Origin of the sequence: Emticicia sp. 17c, assembly GCF_037153985.1 — a bacterium.
In the GTDB taxonomy this organism is placed as follows: Bacteria; Bacteroidota; Bacteroidia; order Cytophagales; family Spirosomataceae; genus Emticicia.
Window position 1 is genome coordinate 20420 of sequence record NZ_JBBAYI010000011.1, and the last position, 20446, is coordinate 40865.

Sequence of the window (20446 nt, forward strand, 5' to 3'; positions counted from 1 at the left end):
CAATGAAATCAAAATTTTTAATGGTATTAATTAGCACTTGTTTATGTGTGGGTAATTTATTCGCCCAAATTCAGACAAGCATTATGGCATATCCAAGCCAGTCTAACGGTTCAATTAAACTAAGGTGGGCTACGAATAATCCACAGATCTGGTTAACCGGAAATACAAAGGGGTATTATATAAAGCGTGAAAAGCTGGATAATAGTAACAATGTTTTAGCCACTGTATGGCTTAATGGTGGTGCTGCAATAATGCCATTGGCGAAAGGAGCAGATAGCTTGACAACTCCCTGGAAACCTTATTTTACTTATACGGTTACTAATGGAGATACAACGTATAATTATCCCAACCATGTAACTATGTTTGGGGCAATTTATGGTGAGGTTAGTGCATTTCAGAATAATATCACAAAGGTAACTGCATTGACCGATAGTACATCTACAACTGTACAATCGTCGTCCTACACTGGAAATCAGACAACTGATGATCCTATTGAAAGGCATTTTTCAGCAATTATAGCCTCAGAAATGAGCTTTGAAGCGGCTAAATTAGGTGGATTGGGCTATGAAGACAATACGGCTATATCTACTGAAAAATACAGATATTCATTATATGCTTCAACTGTTATTAATACTGCACCTACAGTAATTCAGACAACTATATGTAATTTCATAACCATTACAAATGTAATTCCGGCCAATGCAAATAGAACTGACAATTGCGAAGAAATAATTCTTGATGAAGGTTTTGAATCTGATCCGGTAAGTGGGAAAGAGTATATTGTTGACCCGATTATAGAAATTAACAACACAACAACATCAACACCTTCTGGTATTGATTCTCAGATTTTAGCAGTATCAGTCCCTGTATCATTTATTACCCCTCCTGAGGCTTTACCCGGTATTACTATAGAAGGAGATTTCAAGGCAGACGGATCAAATGTAATTAAGTGGAGTCTTCCTAGTACTACCCCTTTAAAGAGGTTCGATATACATAGAAAAACTGACTTAGAAGGGACATGGCAAAAGATCAATCCATCTCCTGTGTATAATTTAAATGATACTACTTCTTCAAATACAATATATTATACAGATTATACAATTGTTAATTCATTATCAAAAACTATGATATCAGGAGGGGACACTATAACAACTAAAGCAGGTCTTTCAAAGGATATTTTTAAAACTTATTATTATAAAGTTATAGGATATAATATCTTCGACGAATCAAGTAGTTTTTCTAATGAATCCTATGGCAGAGCTTTAGACGCTATGGAGATTTATCCAAGAATTAAAACTTATGCTTTAAATCAGGGTACTCCTAATTATCGGGTAGATTTGAATATTGATTTCTTTACGGGTATTGATTCTATACCAAATACGTTCAAAGGAGCAATTGTACAAAGCATTGAGTTACAGGTAAGTACAACAGGCCAACCGGATTCTTTTCAAAAAATTGCCGCCCCTGACTCCTCCGCAAATGTTCCCGTGTCAGCATTAACTCATGATTTTTTAATCCCTTCAACTCAAACAAATGTATTTTACTATCGTTTGAAAGCAACTTATAGCGGTGCAAGACAGCCTAATTATTCATCACCGATAATGATACAATTAGTCGATGATACGCCTCCGGCTCTTCCGACTATTAGTATAGTCTCTGGCTATCCTAAAATTGAAAATGGGAAAGTGAAAGTTAAATTGAAATGGACAAAAAATTCAGAAGCAGATTTCTCGGGGTATCGTATTTTTAGGAAAAACATTGCTACAGAAACTGCCATGAATATAACAAAAGAATTTACTGACGAGAGCGATACCCAACTCTATAATCCTGTTGCCATTAATAATGAGGTTTTTTTAGAGAATGAATTAAGCGCAACTTCTTTAAATAAGAAGATTTATTATCAGATAATGACGGTCGACAAACGTTTTAACCAATCGAAATTGTCAGATTCCATAGAAGTAATAAGGCCTAACCTTGTTCCGCCGGTATTACCTGTTTTCAATACGATTATTGACCCCCTTAATAAAACAATCTTTAGAGATAGTAGTGGAATTGCCATTGCAACTATTAAATGGTCTGTTTCTGCGGATCCCGATATTGATAAATACGAATTATTTAGATTTAATACAAAAAACTTTAATTTAACGGGAGCAACTCCAATTGCTACTTTTCTTCCTTCTAGTTTTTTAAATATTGAAGGAGACAATTTATTTCTGAAGTATTCTGACAAAACTATTCAGTTGGGAGCCACTTATGTTTATGTAGTAAGAATAAAAGATAAGTATCTGACAAGTACGGAGTTTATCTCAGAAAGACCTTTAGTTGTAGAAGTACCTATTATTATGAAAAATATTGCCTTAAAGAACCTCACCACATTTACACAAACCAACAGAAAAGACCCTGATTGGATAGAGCTGAAATGGACAATTGCTAATCCGACAGATGTATTGGAATATGAAATTTACAGGGGGGAATTTAAAGGAGATTTTGTGCCTGCTAATGTTGATGACAAAATAAAGGTAAGTTCTTGGAAAATACTTTCGCCAGATTATCTTAGCATCAAAGATAAAAACCTTACTGTTGGAAATTCGTATAGATATAGAATCAGGGCGAAATTTAAAAATGGCACATTTACCGACTGGAAATCAATTGATGAGGTTAATTTTTAGAATATAAATTTGGGTAATCCTAAAAATGTAATGCTATTTTAAGAGCCTGTGTAAAAATGTCTAATAAAAAATAACAAGAGCGTCCAATACTCACCAGAAAGCCCTTTCTTTGAAGCGACCAAACCTAAAAGAAAGATGTAAGTGACTTATAAGACTCTCATCGGATCGCCAAGGGGGTGGCAATTTATCAAAAAACACTAAGCTATACGAATAGAAAGTGAAAACATAGTTTGCTTACTATTTGGAATGCTATTTTGTATGTAGTAAAAACTGAATGTCAGTTACGGATGCTAACCAAGGCTGTTCCTAAATGGCAAATCGTTTACTACTGCTTAAGAAAATGGGTTAATTTGGCGGAATTTGACTTATTATTAAATAAACTCAAGGATAAAATTCGCATTAAAAAAGGTCAGAGTAAAGAGCCTACCATAGGAATGATGGATAGCCAAAGTGTAAGATGGTAATAATCGTTCGTTAAATGTAATTGACGGTAATAAGAAAATCATAGGGATTAAATGACATATACTAATTGATATCAATGGCTTTTTGATTGCTGGGATGGTAATGATAGCTAATATTCATGATTTTCATAACATATTCAAAAAATATTAAACTATACAAATAGGAGGCGAAAATATAGTTTACTTAGGCCATCCTTGATAATTGGTTTAAAGAGAGCAGATACATTAACAATCCAGTCTATAAAAGGTTGGATTCTTTGTTTTTTAGAAAATACAGTCTTTTTTGTACAACTTTTAGTAGCAAGTTTAGCGATTTTGAGGCTATCAGATTTGTGTAGAGAGACTGTAAATTAAAATGTGTTTAAAGTAAAATTAACATTTTTGTTAAATCTTTACCTTGACACAGTTTAATTTACAGTCTCCTAAAAAAAACATCGTTGAATATTCAAACCATCCACTCTAATCAATTAAATTTAATGAGTGCTTAACTCGAACTCACGTTCTTTTAAATGCCATATATTACCATTCTTTGTTTTATAGATGGATAATTTTTGTTCTGCCGTCAGGTTCTCTAGCTGTGTCTGGGTTGTTTCCAAAGTTTGTTCTGAAATTTCTGCCGCTTCTCTGAGTGTAAGCGTAGGATATTTCTGAAAAATTTTAAGGAGGTCTTTATAATAATTACGTTTTTCCACTTCTGGATATACATCTGTGATAGCTTTCTCAAAAACTGCATAGGGTTTAAAACCATAAACTGTTTCTGATTTTTGTTGTGTACCTTTCATAAACATTGTTGGGAAACCTCTTACTCCCATTTCTCTGGCTAATTCAAGGTCAGTTTTAAAAAGTGCGATTGCGTCTGACTCAAAATCTGTTTTTAGCTTTTCTATATCCAGTCCGACAGTTTTGGCAGCATTACTGATATTTTCCCATTTTGTAATATTCTTTTTTTCAAGAAAAACCATTTCTCTTAATTTACGCAAAAAAGCTATCGCTTTTGTTTCATCCTGAATCTGAGCTGCCTTGAAGGCAATAGAAGGCGGATACGAAGAGTGTAAAGGGTCTTCAAGCCACACATCGCCATTAATAGGCATATTGTAATAATGGCTTACTTCATCCCAATGATGGGCTACATCAGAAGGTTTGCTTATACCACCACTATTATAGCTCCAGTCGGGTAATAAGCCCCCCATTCTATATTCTACTTCTACTTCACTGCCATATTCAAGTTTTAGTTTTCTCAACTGCGGCTCAATGCCCCAGCATGTTGAGCAGATCGGGTCAGTAAAATATATTATCTTTACGGGCTTTTTTTGCGTTGCAATATTGATTTTGCTTTTTTCTGTTGTGTCAACGTTCGGAATTTCACATACGCCACTTTCGGGGTCGCACAGTAGGGGGTTATCTTTGTTAGTCATTTTATTATTATTTTGGGCCAGGCAAGTAATAATACCAAGCACGATTAGTATAAAAGAATATAAGTATTTCATTAATTGATTAGGTTTTGAGCATCTTTTTTTAATATTAATTGTTACAAATTTGTAAGTTGGTACAAAATTGAAAACAATTAAATCACCAGTCAATTAGTCAGAAAAACATGACCACCAGAAATATTCCTGAAAGTGAGATTACCTGCCCTGCTGAAGCCTTATTAAAAGCACTAACTGGTAAATGGAAACCCCAGATTTTTCGTCTGGCATTTCAAGGTCCGTTAAGATTTAATACATTGCTTCGGCAAATAGATGGGTCTAACAAGCAATCAATCGCAGTTGCTTTGAAAGAAATGGAAGAACAGGGGATACTGGATAAAAAAGTGATTCAGCTAAAGCCATTACATATAGAATATACGCTCTCGGCTAAAGGAAATTCATATATAGCCGTTTTCAGACAGCTAGAAGGCTTGATGTAAACTATATTCAGATTCTGGATTCTATTTTGTTATAGGAGGTCTACTAAATTTCTTCGTCAGTCCTACTTTTTATTGGTGCAAAAAAGCCTCCTTTAAATAGTACCGGAAGCTTTTCTGGCAACTATGTATCTTCTGTGAGTTGTTTAAATAGATTGTAATTTACTTCTATGGCTCAAATATCAGCCTTTCATCTTTTTCAACTACCGGAATTTCTTTCACAAAATCATCGTATCCTTCTTCACTTTCATGGGTGCTATAAGCACCATAGGCATCAAGTGTGTAGCCAATATGCCCATCATTTGATTCAATGATATAAAGAATTGATGATTCTGACGGACTCGATTCGCCCTCGAAACGATAGGTTTTGATTATTTTCAGTTGTTCGGGTTCATAAAACTTCTCAGAGTCAACAATTGAAAAACCTTTTTCAGTCCAACGGAATTCTTTATCAATACCTTTTTTTCTTAGCTTTTCTAAAATTGTCACCAAAGTGGTCATTTCAGTGCTTTTGTCGGAGTATTCTTTTTTCGGAATCATGTCTGTAATGTTTTATATAGGTAAACATTGCAATTATTATTCCTTGTACGGGTGCCTTGCAAACAGACTTTTTTTATTCAAAAATGTGATAATAAATACACAAGCAGGGCTTTAAGTGTAGAAAATTTTGCCAATACGAACCATTTGGGGAGTCTGTATGTATCTTAATTAATAAGGGTGTTGGTTCGGAGTATTTTTTGAGTTTAATAGCGTATGCGTCTTACATATCTGAAACTAATTATAACTGTATTTTTCTGGGGGTCTAACTTTGCAGCAGGTAAAATAGCTGTACAGTCATTCGGGCCTTATTCTACTGCATTTCTGCGGTTCAGCGTCGGGGCAACAATCCTGATGATTATGCTATATAATAATGAAAAAAAACTACCCAAACTCACCGTTAATCAATGGAAATGGGCAATAGTGTCAGGAGTACTAGGGGTAGTACTATATAATTTATCATTTTTTATTGGCATCCAATATATGCCAACCGTAAGAGCTTCATTGATTGTGGCTTTTTCGCCTATTACTATTACCTTAGGGAGTGCCATGTTTTTTGGTGAGAAGGTTACTGTCTTAAAATGGCTTGGTATTCTGGTTTCTATTGCTGGTGCTATGCTTGTAATTGTAAGGGGAGATTTCCATAATTTACTGGCGCAAGGTACTTGGGGTATCGGCGAATGGTTTATACTTGGGGCAGTTATTTCATGGACAGCCTATACATTGGTTGGTAAACTGGCTTTAAAAGCAATGCCCGCCCTCACACTAAGTGCTTTTTCTGCCTTAGTCGGATGTATTTTATTGTTTTTTCCTGCTCTGCAAAGTAATATTTTTGAGCGTATGGCTGTTGCTCCATGGCAGGCATATCTGGCTGTTATTTATATGGGGGCAGCTGCTACCGCCTTAGGATTCATCTGGTATTATGAGGCCGTCCGGCTAATAGGTGTTACTAAATCTGCTATTATTGGTAATCTTACGCCTGTTTTTGCCGTGCTAATAGCTGTTAGTTTTTTGGGCGAAAAACTAACTATTCCTACTATTATCGGTGGAAGTTTAGTACTTTTGGGGATATTACTCACGAATCGGAAGTAAAAGTAAAAGCGAAGGATATTTGATTTTCAATAATAATTTCACCCATTATGGGTGAGTTGCTGGAGAGTCATTAATTTATACCTTAGCATATTGTTTATCCTAAACTAAATTTTTGATACTTTGTAATAATTGTGACTAGCAAGCAATAGCCGGCAATTAATGCCTGTGTTGATGCCCCTCATTACAGTTATCGCAACTTTCATTCTCCAAACTATGTTCAGAAAACTCTTGTATTTCTGTGCTTCTATGATTATTCTGGAAGCCACAGCCCAGCCAGGGCAATCATCCAAATGGACTAAAGATGGTACGGGCTATTATTCGGCCGAACAACAGCAAATTATCAGATTTGACCTTACCACACAGCAAGCGCATGCCATCGTAAGTAAAGAACTCCTCACACCTAAAGGAGCTACTAAGCCTTTGTATGTTAAAGATTTTAGCTTTACTGACGACCAGAAAAAACTACTAATCTTTACAAATGCCAAACGTGTATGGCGTTACGAAACCAGAGGCGATTACTGGGTGTTAGACCTGACTACCAAAGAGCTAAAAAAGCTGGGAGCATCTCTGCCAGAAGCAACGCTCATGTTTGCCAAAGTTTCTCCCGACGGTAAAAAAGCTGCCTATGTAAGTAAAAATAATATTTATGTAGAAGACCTAGCCACAGGAAAAATTAAAGTTCTGACCTCAACAAATGGGACTAAAAAACTAATTAACGGTACATTCGACTGGGTATATGAAGAGGAATTTGGTTGCAGAGATGGATTCAGGTGGAGCCCCGATAGCAAAACAATTGCTTATTGGCAGATTGACGCGAACACTATCCGCGATTTTTATATGATTAACAATACCGATTCTACCTATTCGTTTGTTGTACCTGTTGAGTACCCTAAGGTAGGAGAAGCTCCTTCTGCTTGCAGAATAGGCGTAGTAGATATTGCTACGGCAAAGACTATCTGGATGAAAGTACCCGGCGATAACCGTCAGCACTATATTCCACGTATGGAGTGGGCGGGCAATGCTAATGAACTTATCTTACAGCAGTTGAACCGTAAGCAAAATCAGAGCAAAATTATGTATGCCAATGCTAAAACAGGCGCGGTTACGGGTATTTATGAAGAATCGGACGAGGCATGGATTGATATTCGCTCACGATGGACAGACGATAATCCGGCTGGTTGGGAGTGGCTCAACGGTGGAAAAGAATTTTTATGGGTAAGCGAAAAAGATGGCTGGCGGCATTTATATCGGATTTCAAGAGATGGCAAGAAAGAAACACTTATTACCAAAGGGAATTATGATGTTATTACTCCCGAACAGATAGACGAAGCAACAGGTTATATCTATTTTACGGCCTCACCAACCAATGCCACTCAAAAATATTTGTACCGTATCAAACTTGACGGCTCAGAAGAGGCACAAAAAGTGTCTCCAGCAATTGAGGAAGGCACACACGAATACCAGATTTCACCTACGGGTAAGTACGCTTTTCATAGTTTTTCAAACTATTATACGCCTCCCGCTACTGAATGGGTTTCATTACCAGAGCATCAGGTTTTAGACCCTAAAGATGATATTTTAAAAAGAATTGATGCTGAAAAGAAGAAAAAATCAACCATAGAATTCTTTAAAATAACTACTGAAGAAGGTATTGAAATGGATGGGTGGATGGTAAAGCCTAAAAACTTTGACCCATCGAAAAAGTATCCGATTGTTTTTAATGTATATAGCGAACCAGCTGCCCAAACGGTTGTAGACCGCTTTGGAGTAGGATATAACAGCCTTTACCGCGGAAACATGGCTGAAGATGGGTATATTTATTTATCGCTCGATAACCGCGGAACGCCTGCTCCTAAAGGTCGTCAATGGAGGAAGTCTATTTACAGAAAAATAGGAATTATTAATACACGTGACCAAGCATTGGCAGCTAAAAAAATTCTGGAGTGGCCTTTTGTAGATGCTGAGCGCGTGGCTGTGCATGGTTGGAGTGGGGGAGGGTCTTGCACCCTGAACCTGATGTTTCAGTACCCCGAAATATACAAAACAGGTATTGCCGTAGCTGCCGTGGGAAATCAACTCAGCTATGATAATATTTATCAGGAACGTTACATGGGCTTGCCGCAAGAGAACAAAGAAGATTTTGTTAACGGCTCGCCTATTACTTACGCTAAAAACCTGAAAGGGAATCTGCTTTATATTCATGGAACAGGTGATGATAACGTTCATTACCAGAATGCAGAATTATTACTGAACGAATTGATTAAACATAATCGCCAGTTTCAGTTTATGGCCTATCCAAATCGTTCACATGGTATTTATGAAGGTGCAGGAACCCGAACACACCTTAATACGCTCTTTACGAATTACCTGAAACAGTATTGCCCGCCGGGAGCAAAATAAATTAAAAACTCCCTCGACATTTCGTCGAGGGAGTTTTTAATATCGGTATGTAATTCCTTTGAAATCAAAAATCAGTTTTTCGCTACCGTCGGCCTTTTTTAATATGATTTTATCAGGCTCTTTGGGATTAACCCGCTGTATAATCTCAGAATCTCGTGGTAAATAGAAATTAGTAAGCTGGGCATCTACTACCGAAAAAGCTGGTGTATCTTGCCCGCCCGGCATGGCATCCTTGTGCGCGCAATAAATAACAGTATCACCTTTGGTATATAACTGTTGGATTCTGGAAGCTGCGAGCGTATAAGGATTGGCTACACGAGGGGCTGCAAAACTCATAAAGTATCTGGGCGGATTATCTTGCCAGATGTCCTGAATAATTCCGGTTATCAGGTATAATTGTACAGCCAGCAAACCTAACAATACATATTTTATTTGTGTGCCTAATAGCCATATTTGCCTGATAACATAAGCTACAAGGATAATTCCGAAGGCATAAGAATACCCGACATAACGCGGAATAATTCTGAATGTATTACCATCTTTCCATGAAAAAAGTATCAGAAAAACAAAAGGCAATACAACCAATAACACATGAAAAATTAATAGCGATGAAGTAGCCGATGTTTTATTCTTGAAAAGAAAAACTACCAGTAAAATCAAAAGACTCACATTGAGCGAAAGCACAAGAAACTGTAATCGGGCAGTTGAATAGACCACACCCGAAAGTATTACAAGTGTAATAATTGCTGCAAGTTTTATTTTCTCTGAACGTATCCATCTGAAACAAACAAAGCCGAGCAGAGGGCTGGCAAGAGCTATAAGTGTATTTTTCAGCCCTGACAAATGTAAATAAAGCCCTTCGCTGGTAATAAAAGCCGACGAAACCACATGCCTGAGTTGTTTAAGCATATTGGGTATTGTGGCTACTGATAGATAATCGTCAGGAGCGGTTTGTGCTAAATAATTATAAACTTTAACGCTGTTTTGTACGTAATCGAATAGCCATTGTCCGCCCTCTGATTTTAGCCATGCTATTACGCCTGCTACCGGAATCAACATAGAAAGACTAAGCCCTACCCACACCCTTATTTGGCGCACATAAATTAGTACATAGAGGCCATGAATGAGAAAAAGCGGAAATGTTGAAATATGGCAAAGCTCGCAGGCCAAAGCTGAAAGCCCATAATAAACATAAGTAGAAAAATATTTTTTGTTTGCCTTTTCGTTACTGATAATTTTCAGGAAAAAATGAGTAGCCAGTAACGCAAAGAAAAAAAGCATGGCGTAGTTACGCGCCACCTGAGAGTAATTGATATAAAATGGTGATACAGCAGCAAGAAAAGCCGATAATAAAGCTAACGAAACCGATTGAAAATGAGTACTGACAAACAAAAAAATCAGCCCAATAGTAAGTAAGTTAAATACTAATGACAAGATTCTGAGGTTTTGGTCATCAAGACCGAAAATTTTTGTCCAGTAGTGTAACGTATAAGTATACAAAGCACCATTACCAGTATCAACACGGGCAATGGAGTCAAAAAAGTCATGAATATTTTTTTCTGACCAGAACTCTTTTGGTGTAAAATAAGGGTTATCAGGTTTCCTGACAGAATTCTTCTGATTATTACCTTCATAACTCACAAACTGGCTTACAAAGAGCGAGTATTTTTCGTCACCGGCAAGCCCATGCGCACCTATATGATGAAAGCGTAACAAAAAGGCAAGTATTAATATACCTGCCAGAATAATATAACTAAATGTTTTGGTGAGCCTTGGCATAAGTTATAGCGCGAGTCAGAGGCTTGTCTCACAGATATTTTTTAAATCCTGAATGGTTTGAGTCGGGTTTGCCGAGCCAAATACAAAACTTCCTGCTACTAAAGCGTTAGCGCCTGCTTCAACCAATGCCTGCGCGTTGCTGGTAGAAACGCCGCCATCAATTTCTATAATGGTGTTTAAACCTTTTTCGGTTGCCATTGCACGAAGTTTTCGCACCTTTTCGTAAGTGTGGTTAATGAACTTCTGCCCGCCAAAACCAGGGTTTACCGACATAATAAGTACCATATCAATATCATGTAGAATATCTTCAAGTACATTTACAGGGGTATGCGGATTAAGCGCAACTCCGGCCTTGCAGCCTAAATCTTTTATTTGTTGCAAATTTCTGTGTAAATGTGGGCAAGCCTCATAGTGGATTGTAATAATTTCTGCCCCAAGTTTTTTGAAAGTCTCCACATAACGTTCGGGTTGCACAATCATGAGGTGTACGTCCAAAGGCTTTTTTGCATGGCGTTGAATGGCTTCCAGTACAGGCATACCAAAAGAAATATTGGGTACAAATACCCCATCCATAATATCGATATGAAACCAGTCTGCTGCCGAATTATTTACTAATTCTATGTCTCTCTGTAAGTTAGCGAAGTCAGCCGCTAACACCGAAGGGGCTATAATCGTATTTTTCATGCCACAAAGGTAGGTGATTTTTTATGAAAAAAATACTTTTGCCAGAAAGCTCTATTTAGCTGACGCATATAATAACAGGGCAGAATTAACAGTTTTTAAGAGAAACCAATGAAGTTTTTCAATTTGAACGCTAAAAAATACGTACTTTTGCCAAAAAATACTTCATCTCATGGAACAAGCATTGCTTGACGAAATACCGTCGTTAGACTTAGCCGATTTTACCTCAGGTGACCCTGAGCGTAAAGCTAAATTTGTACAAGAAATAGGAAAAGCCTTTAACAATATTGGTTTTGTTGCTATTAAAAATCATGGACTTACAGAAGAACTGAGAGGGAAACTATACGAGGCTGTACAGAAGTTTTTTTATCAGCCCGACGAACTGAAAACAAAATATGAATTTCCCGAACTGGCAGGGCAGAGAGGCTATGTTGGTAAAGGTAAAGAAACAGCAAAAGGTCATAACAGACCCGACCTGAAAGAGTTTTTTCATGTTGGTCAGCCCATTACGGAAGGTGATATGCCTAAGAATATATTTCCGGCAGAAGTACCCGAATTTGAAAAATATACCAGCGAAGTTTATCAGACGTTTGAGCAAACCGGAAAGACACTCCTCAGAGCTATTGCCCTATATCTGGGCTTATCAGAAGACTATTTTGAAGAAAAAGTAAAAAATGGCGATAGTATTCTGCGAGCCTTGCATTATTTTCCTATCGAAAACCCCGATGCCTTACCTGAAGGTGCCGTACGCGCGGCAGCACACGGAGACATTAACCTGATTACCTTATTGATGGGGGCTTCGGCCGAAGGCTTGGAAGTTTTAAGATTAGATGGAAAATGGATTCCGGTTACAGCCTTGCCCGAACAGATTATTATCAATGTAGGTGATATGCTCGACCGCCTCACTAACCACAAACTTAAATCTACCATTCATAGGGTAGTAAACCCGCCACGCGAGAAAATGAAAACCTCTAGGTTTTCTATCCCTTTCTTTATGCACGCTCGCCCTGAAACAGACCTTACCTGTCTGGAGAGTTGTATAGATGCTAACAATCCCCGACGCTACGAGAGTATGACCGCCGGTGAGTTCCTCGACGAAAGATTAAGAGAGTTGGGCTTGAAAAAATAAGGGTTCATAGCCAAAAAATTGCGTGTAGCACAGAAAGTGTAGTTTTTCTGTGCTATATTTATTTTCTTTACTATACGAAAACATATCATGTACATTTAATGAGCAAAACCCGCCAGATTCGATACCTCATTTTCCTGAAAGATGTTCTGATTCTTGCTTTGACTTGTTTCGGTGGGCCTCAAGTGCATTTAACTATGTTTTTGGAGAGATTTGTAAAAAAGAGAAACTATCTCACAGAAGCCGAATTGCTCGAATTACAGGCTCTCTGCCAGATTCTACCCGGGCCTACCTCAACACAAACCATCACGGCATTGGGCTTTCGCCTCGGCGGGGCTAATCTGGCTTATATTACACTATTTATATGGGTTTTACCCGGGGCAGTATTGATGACACTAGCGGCTTTGGGTGTAACCTATATTGAAAAAGGTCAGCTTGCAAACCTTACCCGATTCATAAAACCTATGGGAGTAGCTTTTATTATTTTTGCTGCTTTTTCGATAGGCATGAAAGTAATAAAAACCCACGTTAGTGTTTTATTAATGATTTTGGCTGCCGTTGCAGGGTATTTTTTTCCATCACCATATATTACACCTATCTGGATATTGCTGGGGGGGCTGGCTACTGCATTAAAATTTAATGAACATGAAAAAATGCAGAAAGAGCCAATTAAAATACAGTGGGGAAACTTCTTTTTATGGCTAGGCGTATTACTGTTTTCGGCTTCTTTAGGTGCTATTACACATTCATTGCCTATACGCCTTTTCGAGAACTTTTATCGGAATGGTAGTTTAACATTTGGGGGTGGGCATATATTAAAACCTCTACTTTACAATGAATTTGTAAAGTTTAAGCATTATTTGTCGGCCGATGAGTTTCTGTCAGGCCTGGCTATTGTAGAAGTAGTGCCGGGGCCTGTGTTCTCGATTGCTTCCTTTGTAGGAACGTTATCTATGCGTAACTGGGGAATCGGTGGCGAACTCATCGGAAGTTTTGTGTCAACAACCGGTATTTTTCTGCCCGGTACTTTTCTGATATTTTTTGTAATCAGATTCTGGAATCAGCTAAAAAAATACAGAGGCATACGGGCATCGCTGGAAGGCATAAATGCCGCTAGTACCGGCCTTACAGCCGCAGCGGCATTCTCTTTGTTTCAACCTATGTATGTGGATTTAGTTTCAGTTCTGACAATCATACTCACGTTTATATTACTGCAAACGCGTTATGTGCCAGTTTACCTGATTATTCTTGGTGGTTTATTCATGGGCTGGGCCAGTGCCTGAAAATGGTTGTGAAAGCCCCTGTGATACCTACTTAATGGCAAAACGAGCGGTAAAGGCTACGTCATCGAGCCATAAGCCCTGATACCCTATTAGGTTAATGGCAGGTTTCCAGTCAAGGCTTAGGTTGAGCGGTATTTCTTTAAATGTATATTCTAATCCTAAAACCCCATCTGCCCCGATAACCGTATTAGAGTTATAATTATCAAACCACGGATTTCCGTATCTGGCACCATCGCCCCAGACACCCACGTGCCCGCCAATACCATAATACCATCGCCAGCCGGCCGTCTGGAAAGCAGGAGCATGAATCTGGTATAAGCCTGTAATATTAATGCCTCGCCAACGTGAGTAAAGAATCCCCTCTACCGATTTTTTTTGCGTCATATTATATTTAACGCTTAGCCCATAGCCATAATTCAGACGTACACCTACACCTAGCTTATATTGTGCCGAAGCCCCCAAAACCGAAAAAATAATAAGCCCTGCTAGCAAAAAAATCTTCTTCATAAAACTGTTTACTGGTTAATAAATTAGTAATTAAAACAACGATTGTCGTATATAAACGTTAAAATCCTGTTCCATTTGTGGCTTCTTTGTATGTCATTCGTTTTTTGTAGAAGTTTTTTGAAATTTTGGGGAATAAAATCTACATCTGCCATTTAGGTAACCGGCTTATAGAAATGGTATAAAGTTTTTGCCTTTGAAGCCAGCTAACCTTATCAGATACATAATACATGAAGCATACTTGTACTTTTCATTAATTCTATTTTATTTACTAATTTTTTTTATTTGTTATGAAAACTTCAAGAATGTTTTTTGGAATGTTGCTTATTGGCGCATTAGGTTTTTTTCAGATGTCATGCGATGACTCGACAACCGACCCAGACCCAAATTCGCCCAAAGGCACACTCCGAATTGGTATTACTGACGCGCCTATTGATGCACCCGATGTTAAAGGTGCTTTTGTAACAGTGACAGAGGTAAAAATTGACGGCAAAACATTTGAGGGTTTTAAAGGGCCTAAAACTGTAAATCTTTTAGAACTACAAAACGGAAATTCTGCTAGCTTGTGCGATGGTGATTTTAGTGCGGGTACTTTCAATAAAATTACGTTAGTACTAGACTACGAAAAAGACCAGTCAGGAAATGCCCCAGGATGTTATATCCAAAAGACTGATAACACAAAACAAAAACTTCAGTTATCGGGCAGTACACAAAATTCAATTGACTTAAATACAAAAGAATTTATTGTGAAAGAAGGCACTGCAACAGACCTCATGCTTGACTTTGACCTTAGAAAAGCCATTAAGGCAGATAATAGCGGTAGCCAGACAACCTATTCTTTTGTAAGCTATAACGAGCTTCAATCTTCTATACGAATGGTTGAACGTACCTCAGCCAGTAATATAACAGGCAAAATAGATAACTATAATGCCACTACTATGGGTAATGTAGTTGTGTATGTATACAAAAAAGGAACTTTTAATCAGTCTACCGAAACTCAGGGGCAAGGTACAAGTCAGGTTCAATTCAAGAATGCCGTAACAAGCACAAAAGTGGACGCGAATGGCAACTTTAAAGCCGCATTTTTAGAACAGGGCGATTACGAAGTACATTGTGCCTCTTATAATAAACCATCGGGTGGTTTATTTGGGCTGATAGCTTTATTAGACCTTAACAGTAAAAATAGTATTGATTTAAAAAGTATCTCTGTGAAATCAGGTGCTGACGTAAATCTGGCTATATCAGTGAGTACTTTATTAGGTCTCTGATAAATAGCTGAGATATACTTTATAGCCATGAAAAAAATAAAACGTGTTACGCTGTTCGGAATTGTAACATATTAAAATCGAGAAGTAGTAAAGTCAGGTCTTTTAATGAGACCTGATTTTTTTATGTTATAGCCAACCATTTTTTGAACATATCTATCAATAAAGTAATTTCTGAATTTCTTCGTTTTTAACCACATGAGATGTTTTCGGAAAGAAAAGGTGAAATCTGGCTCCTTTGTCGAGCTGCCCTTCGGCAAATATAAAGCCGTTATGGTTGCCCATCACTCTTTTGCAGATGGCTAACCCAATACCTGTGCCGTCGTAGTCTTTGCGGCTGTGCAAGCGTTGAAAAATAACAAAAATGCGCTCGGCATAATTAGATTCAAACCCAATACCGTTATCCTGAAAACAAAGGTGGTAAAAAGTACTTTCCTCTCTTATACCTTCAATAAAATAAATGTCTTTACCAAGCATTTCTTCCGACGTAATTTCAATAAGTGGAGCAGTATCAGGCTTGGCAAATTTGATAGAGTTACTTATTAAGTTATAAAAGAGTTGCTTTAACTGAAAAGAGAAACCATGCACAATGGGGAGTTGTTCGTTAATAATGCGGGCATTTTTTTCTTCAATCAATACCGACATATCACTTTCTACTTCTTCCAGTATTTTATTCAAATCAATGGTGTCAAACTCTTGGTCATGGTGGTTAACCGTTCGTGAGAAAGTCAGTAAATCATCAATCAGTAGTTGCATACGTTCAGCCGATTTCTCAATTTTATCAAGCGAATCCTGCCCGTCCTGATTCAGCGTGCTGTAATGCTTTTTTAATAATATGCCGCTAAAGGCACGTATTTTACGTAAAGGTTCTTTTAAATCGTGCGAAGCCACATACGCAAATTGTTCCAGTTCTGAATTAGAGCGTTGTAGTTTGTCAAGGTTATTTTCCAAAGCCCGTTGAAAATTAATTCTTTTCCGAAGCTCATAAAGCAAAAACCCGAACGAAACTATCAGAAGCAAAGTTGAAAACAAAGAAAGAACAATAATATAAGCAGGCAGATTTTTGTCATTTTTTATTTTTAAAGCATACTTGTTATTGAGAATTTGTTTTTCGGCTAGTTGAAACAGGTTCATGCTGTTTCTTATTTCATCCATCTTTAATTTATCTTGTCTCAATATTTCGAGGTCAATCGGTTGTTTATCTCTGGCTAACTTAATGTTAGCATCTGTCATTTTTACTTTATCAGAAATAAGTTTTTTTATCTGATTAAGCCTTTTAACCTGTTTTTCGTTATGCTCCACTAAATCTTCGAGGTCATTAATGATTTTTCCGACCGAGCGATAAGCATCAAAGTAAGGGCTTAGAAATAGATTCCGGTTGGTCAGTAAGTAACCTCTCTGCCCTGTTTCCATGTCTTTCATTCTGGAAATCAGTTCTTCTCCTTTCATCATTACCTTGTAGTTCTTTTCAATTTCATCCATGTAAGCTAAAGTCTGATGAACTTTCACATAAGAGACAATTGTAAGTATCAGAAGTAAGATAATACAGGAGATAAACGAAATCGTTACGTATCTGAACGGTTTACGCATAAATATACAGGTTTATGTAGCAATGTAACGTTGTTAGGTATTAGAACGTAAAATATAAACTTTTAGTAAGTCAAAGTTAAACTTATGTCCTGTAATTTTCTGACAAATTTCTACAAAAAATCCTGAAACACCCTACTCTTAAGGAGATTAAACACACCTTTTGGGGAGAAATATCCCCACTTTGCTTGTCTAATTGCTACTTTTTTACGCTAAAAACCATTAAATCTACAATGGTACGCTTATTTTTTATTTAACAGCGTAGAAAAGATTTAAGTAAGTATACACACAAATATTATGGATATGGAACATTTAACAGAGTCACGGAAAAGAGCTTTTACAGGCGCATTGGTTGGAGCCTTAGCCCTAGCTACGGCGTTTGGGGTATATCAGGCGTATCGCTCAAGCGAAATATCTGACGAAAGAGATAAATTTACTATACAGGTAGATTCTTTATCGACAGTTAAGAAAAATCTGGAAGAAGAAATCAGCGGATTGACAAAAGATTTGAACGATGAAAGAGATGAAAATGCTGAATTAACTACCAAAACTGAATATATTAATGGTTTGCTGGCACAAAAAGAGCAGGTTTTAACAAAAATGAATAGAGAAACTGCCTCTTTGAGAAATCAGAACAAATCTAAGTCTGAGCAGCTAGCCATGCTCAATAACCAGATTATTGAACTGAATGACGTTAAAGCCTTGATGGAGAGAAATCTTGCTGACTTACAGGCTAACAATGCTACTTTAATTGCAGAAAATACTGAATGGAAAGCTAAATACGATGAGCTTCGGAATCAAAGCGAAATACTGAATACGCACATTGCTTCGCTAAACAAGAAAGTAGATGACATAATATATAGCGCACCAGCCGATAACTTTAGGGTAGAGGTACTGAAACCCAACTCTAAGGTAACAGCAAAGGCTAAAAAAGCGCACACACTTAAAGTTTCTTTCGTAGTACCAGAAATGGTTAAAACTAGCACCGAAAGTATGCAGACACTTTATCTGACGATTCTGGACGATAAAAATATGCCTGTAAAAGGAGCTGAAAAAGAAGTGAGTGTAATGCAAGGCGAAAAACTAATGCCAATTGCAGTACATGCTACACAAACAGTTGATTTTTCTAAGAATCCTCAAAACACAACTTTTATGTTTGATGTAAAAGAAAAATTAGCACCGGGTACTTATAAAGCAACAGTTTATACTAATAACGATTATTTGGGAACGGTTGAGTTCAAAGTAAGAAATAGTTTCTTGTTTTTCTAGTTCTTACTATATATTTAAAAGAGGCGATAGTTTCAAAATTATCGCCTCTTTTGTTTTATACTGTTGCCAGTGTGTCTATATTTGTATTTTGCAACATATACATGGAAATTGTTACGCTAGAAGATTTTTATAAAGATACTTCACAGCTAATACCTGAGGGTATTAATAAGGAAATAGGACATTTTAATATATTCAAGATTGATGAGCTTAATAAGTCACCTAAGAAGAATGGAATGCCTTATAATCGGAGGGCTTATTTTAAAATAAGTATTATTAGTGGCAGAAATAAAGCCGAATATGCCGATAAGGTGATTGATATAGAAAAGAATGCTTTATTGTTTGCTACTCCTAAAATACCATATCACTGGTTACCACAAGATGAAAACCAGTCAGGGTATTTTTGCATTTTTACAACTGAATTTCTGGCCCCTAGCAAGAGCGGGATGGTACTTGACGACCTGCCGATTTTTAAACCAGGAGGGTATCCGGTTTTTCAGTTAACTGATAAAGCCGCTGAGGAAATTACGGCTATATTCAAAAAAATGTATGACGAAATATCGTCTAACTATGCCTATAAATACGATTTACTACGAAATTACGTAATTGAATTAATCCATTATGGGCAAAAACTTCAGCCTTTGTCGGTATTATATCCGACCCATAATGCTTCAGCCCGTATGACTTCCTTGTTTATCGAGCTTCTCGAACGTCAGTTCCCTATTGAATCGCCACACCAGAAATTATCTTTACGTACCGCTAAAGATTATGCCACTCAACTGGCTGTGCATGTAAATCATCTGAATAAAGTTTTGAAAGAAAGTACTGGCAAAACAACAACCGATATTATTACCAGCCGAATAGTACAAGAAGCTAAAATACTGCTTAAGCAAACCGACTGGAATATATCTGAAATTGCTTATTCGCTCGGATTTGAAGAGATTGCTCATTTTTCTAATTTCTTTAGGAAACAAACTGGTTTTTCGCCCTTGAGTTTTCGTGCCTGAAACGAATGATTGATATTTGCAAATTTTAGATTGATGCTTGCAAACACACATTAAGGCATTGGCTATACCTTTGTGCCATTAATTTTAAATAATAAATGACACAAATGAACAAAATAGCTTTAGTTACCGGAGGGAGCCGTGGGCTAGGAAAAAACATGGCTTTAAGTATTGCAAAAAAGGGTATTGATGTAATTTTAACGTATCATAGTAAAAAAGAAGAAGCCGAAGCCGTGGTGAAAGAGATTGAATCGATAGGCCAGCAAGCGAGTGCGTTACAATTAAACACAGCCGATATTAGTAGTTTTGATACCTTTTTGGCCGAGCTAAAATCAGCACTACAAAATAAATTCAATGCCGAAAATTTTAACTTTTTAGTAAACAATGCGGGCGTAGGACTTCATGCCTCATTTGCGGAAACTACCGAAGAGCAATTCGATTATTTATTGAATATTCATTTCAAGGGGGTATTTTTCTTAACCCAGAAGGCACTGCCTTTCATGGCTGACGGTGGTGGAATTGTAAATATTTCAACCGGACTGGCTCGTTTTTCTTTTCCCGGATATGCAGCTTATGCTTCCATGAAAGGTGCAATTGAAACCTTAACAAGCTATCAGGCAAAAGAATTAGGTGCCAGAAAAATCAGGGTAAACATAGTTGCTCCGGGTGCTATTGAAACCGATTTCGGTGGCGGAGCAGTTAGAGATAATGCTAGCCTTAACGCACAACTATCGGCCCTGACAGCTTTGGGGCGTGTAGGCTTGCCTGATGATATTGGTGGGGTAGTTGCCTTTTTGTGTTCGGAAGAAGCCAAATGGGTAAATGACCAACGAATCGAAGTTTCTGGTGGAATATTTTTATAAAAAAGGGCTTGTTTCAGGGTTGTGTT

At 37.4% G+C, this 20446-nt stretch carries 17 protein-coding genes; 11 read left to right on the top strand and 6 right to left on the bottom strand.

Annotation, left to right across the window (positions count from 1 at the left end; translation table 11 throughout):
• The first annotated feature begins 2 nt into the window (after nucleotides 1-2).
• Both WAA15_RS19105 and WAA15_RS24595 read left to right on the top strand, forming a co-directional pair.
• Nucleotides 3-2669: a hypothetical protein gene (locus WAA15_RS19105; RefSeq protein WP_337044431.1), complete on the top strand. Its 2667-nt coding sequence runs from the start codon at nucleotides 3-5 to the stop codon at nucleotides 2667-2669.
• A 254-nt stretch (nucleotides 2670-2923) separates the two neighbouring features.
• Nucleotides 2924-3133 carry a transposase gene (locus WAA15_RS24595; protein ID WP_442892818.1) on the top strand — a complete coding sequence of 70 codons (210 nt, stop codon included), beginning with the start codon at nucleotides 2924-2926 and terminating at the stop codon, nucleotides 3131-3133.
• 470 nt (nucleotides 3134-3603) lie between these two features.
• On the opposite strand, the gene WAA15_RS19110 is transcribed toward WAA15_RS24595, so the two are convergent.
• The gene (locus tag WAA15_RS19110; RefSeq protein WP_337044432.1) at nucleotides 3604-4545 is read right to left on the bottom strand and encodes a ClpXP adapter SpxH family protein; all 942 of its coding nucleotides are present in this window, start codon (nucleotides 4543-4545) and stop codon (nucleotides 3604-3606) included.
• A 179-nt stretch (nucleotides 4546-4724) separates the two neighbouring features.
• Between WAA15_RS19110 and WAA15_RS19115 the strand changes: the two genes are divergently transcribed.
• Nucleotides 4725-5036 (top strand): winged helix-turn-helix transcriptional regulator, encoded by a 312-nt coding sequence (locus WAA15_RS19115; protein WP_337044433.1) that lies wholly within the window; start codon nucleotides 4725-4727, stop codon nucleotides 5034-5036.
• Nucleotides 5037-5201: 165 nt separating this feature from the next.
• On the opposite strand, the gene WAA15_RS19120 is transcribed toward WAA15_RS19115, so the two are convergent.
• Nucleotides 5202-5573: a hypothetical protein gene (locus WAA15_RS19120; RefSeq protein WP_337044434.1), complete on the bottom strand. Its 372-nt coding sequence runs from the start codon at nucleotides 5571-5573 to the stop codon at nucleotides 5202-5204.
• A gap of 213 nt (nucleotides 5574-5786) precedes the next feature.
• Between WAA15_RS19120 and WAA15_RS19125 the strand changes: the two genes are divergently transcribed.
• Nucleotides 5787-6662 (top strand): DMT family transporter, encoded by an 876-nt coding sequence (locus WAA15_RS19125; protein WP_337044435.1) that lies wholly within the window; start codon nucleotides 5787-5789, stop codon nucleotides 6660-6662.
• A 213-nt stretch (nucleotides 6663-6875) separates the two neighbouring features.
• Entirely contained in the window at nucleotides 6876-9062 is a 2187-nt protein-coding gene (locus tag WAA15_RS19130) for a S9 family peptidase (RefSeq protein WP_442892814.1), read from the top strand.
• Nucleotides 9063-9098: 36 nt separating this feature from the next.
• On the opposite strand, the gene WAA15_RS19135 is transcribed toward WAA15_RS19130, so the two are convergent.
• Both WAA15_RS19135 and rpe read right to left on the bottom strand, forming a co-directional pair.
• Nucleotides 9099-10841, bottom strand: a complete 1743-nt coding sequence (locus WAA15_RS19135; RefSeq protein ID WP_337044436.1) for a glycosyltransferase family 39 protein — start codon at nucleotides 10839-10841, stop codon at nucleotides 9099-9101.
• Between the two features lie 15 nt (nucleotides 10842-10856).
• Nucleotides 10857-11525 (bottom strand): ribulose-phosphate 3-epimerase, encoded by a 669-nt coding sequence (gene rpe, locus WAA15_RS19140; RefSeq protein WP_337044437.1) that lies wholly within the window; start codon nucleotides 11523-11525, stop codon nucleotides 10857-10859.
• Nucleotides 11526-11694: 169 nt separating this feature from the next.
• Here rpe and WAA15_RS19145 point away from each other — a divergent pair, with 169 nt between their 5' ends.
• Both WAA15_RS19145 and chrA read left to right on the top strand, forming a co-directional pair.
• Complete coding sequence (locus WAA15_RS19145) at nucleotides 11695-12651, top strand: isopenicillin N synthase family dioxygenase (protein ID WP_337044438.1); 957 nt, start codon at nucleotides 11695-11697, stop codon at nucleotides 12649-12651.
• Nucleotides 12652-12749: 98 nt separating this feature from the next.
• A complete protein-coding gene (gene chrA, locus WAA15_RS19150) occupies nucleotides 12750-13931 on the top strand; it encodes a chromate efflux transporter (RefSeq protein ID WP_337044439.1) in 1182 nt (393 codons plus the stop codon).
• 27 nt (nucleotides 13932-13958) lie between these two features.
• Here chrA and WAA15_RS19155 read toward each other — a convergent pair whose 3' ends face one another.
• Entirely contained in the window at nucleotides 13959-14438 is a 480-nt protein-coding gene (locus WAA15_RS19155) for a hypothetical protein (protein WP_337044440.1), read from the bottom strand.
• 287 nt (nucleotides 14439-14725) lie between these two features.
• Here WAA15_RS19155 and WAA15_RS19160 point away from each other — a divergent pair, with 287 nt between their 5' ends.
• Nucleotides 14726-15703, top strand: coding sequence for a DUF4382 domain-containing protein (locus tag WAA15_RS19160; RefSeq protein ID WP_337044441.1), 978 nt, complete (start codon nucleotides 14726-14728; stop codon nucleotides 15701-15703).
• Nucleotides 15704-15859: 156 nt separating this feature from the next.
• On the opposite strand, the gene WAA15_RS19165 is transcribed toward WAA15_RS19160, so the two are convergent.
• The gene (locus WAA15_RS19165; protein WP_337044442.1) at nucleotides 15860-17290 is read right to left on the bottom strand and encodes a sensor histidine kinase; all 1431 of its coding nucleotides are present in this window, start codon (nucleotides 17288-17290) and stop codon (nucleotides 15860-15862) included.
• A 300-nt stretch (nucleotides 17291-17590) separates the two neighbouring features.
• On the opposite strand from WAA15_RS19165, the gene WAA15_RS19170 reads away from it, so the two are divergent.
• From WAA15_RS19170 to WAA15_RS19180, 3 genes are all read left to right on the top strand, one after another.
• Complete coding sequence (locus tag WAA15_RS19170; protein ID WP_337044443.1) at nucleotides 17591-18556, top strand: hypothetical protein; 966 nt, start codon at nucleotides 17591-17593, stop codon at nucleotides 18554-18556.
• Between the two features lie 101 nt (nucleotides 18557-18657).
• Nucleotides 18658-19560 (top strand): helix-turn-helix domain-containing protein, encoded by a 903-nt coding sequence (locus WAA15_RS19175; RefSeq protein WP_337044444.1) that lies wholly within the window; start codon nucleotides 18658-18660, stop codon nucleotides 19558-19560.
• 95 nt (nucleotides 19561-19655) lie between these two features.
• The gene (locus WAA15_RS19180) at nucleotides 19656-20420 is read left to right on the top strand and encodes an SDR family NAD(P)-dependent oxidoreductase (protein WP_337044445.1); all 765 of its coding nucleotides are present in this window, start codon (nucleotides 19656-19658) and stop codon (nucleotides 20418-20420) included.
• Nucleotides 20421-20446: the final 26 nt, after the last annotated feature.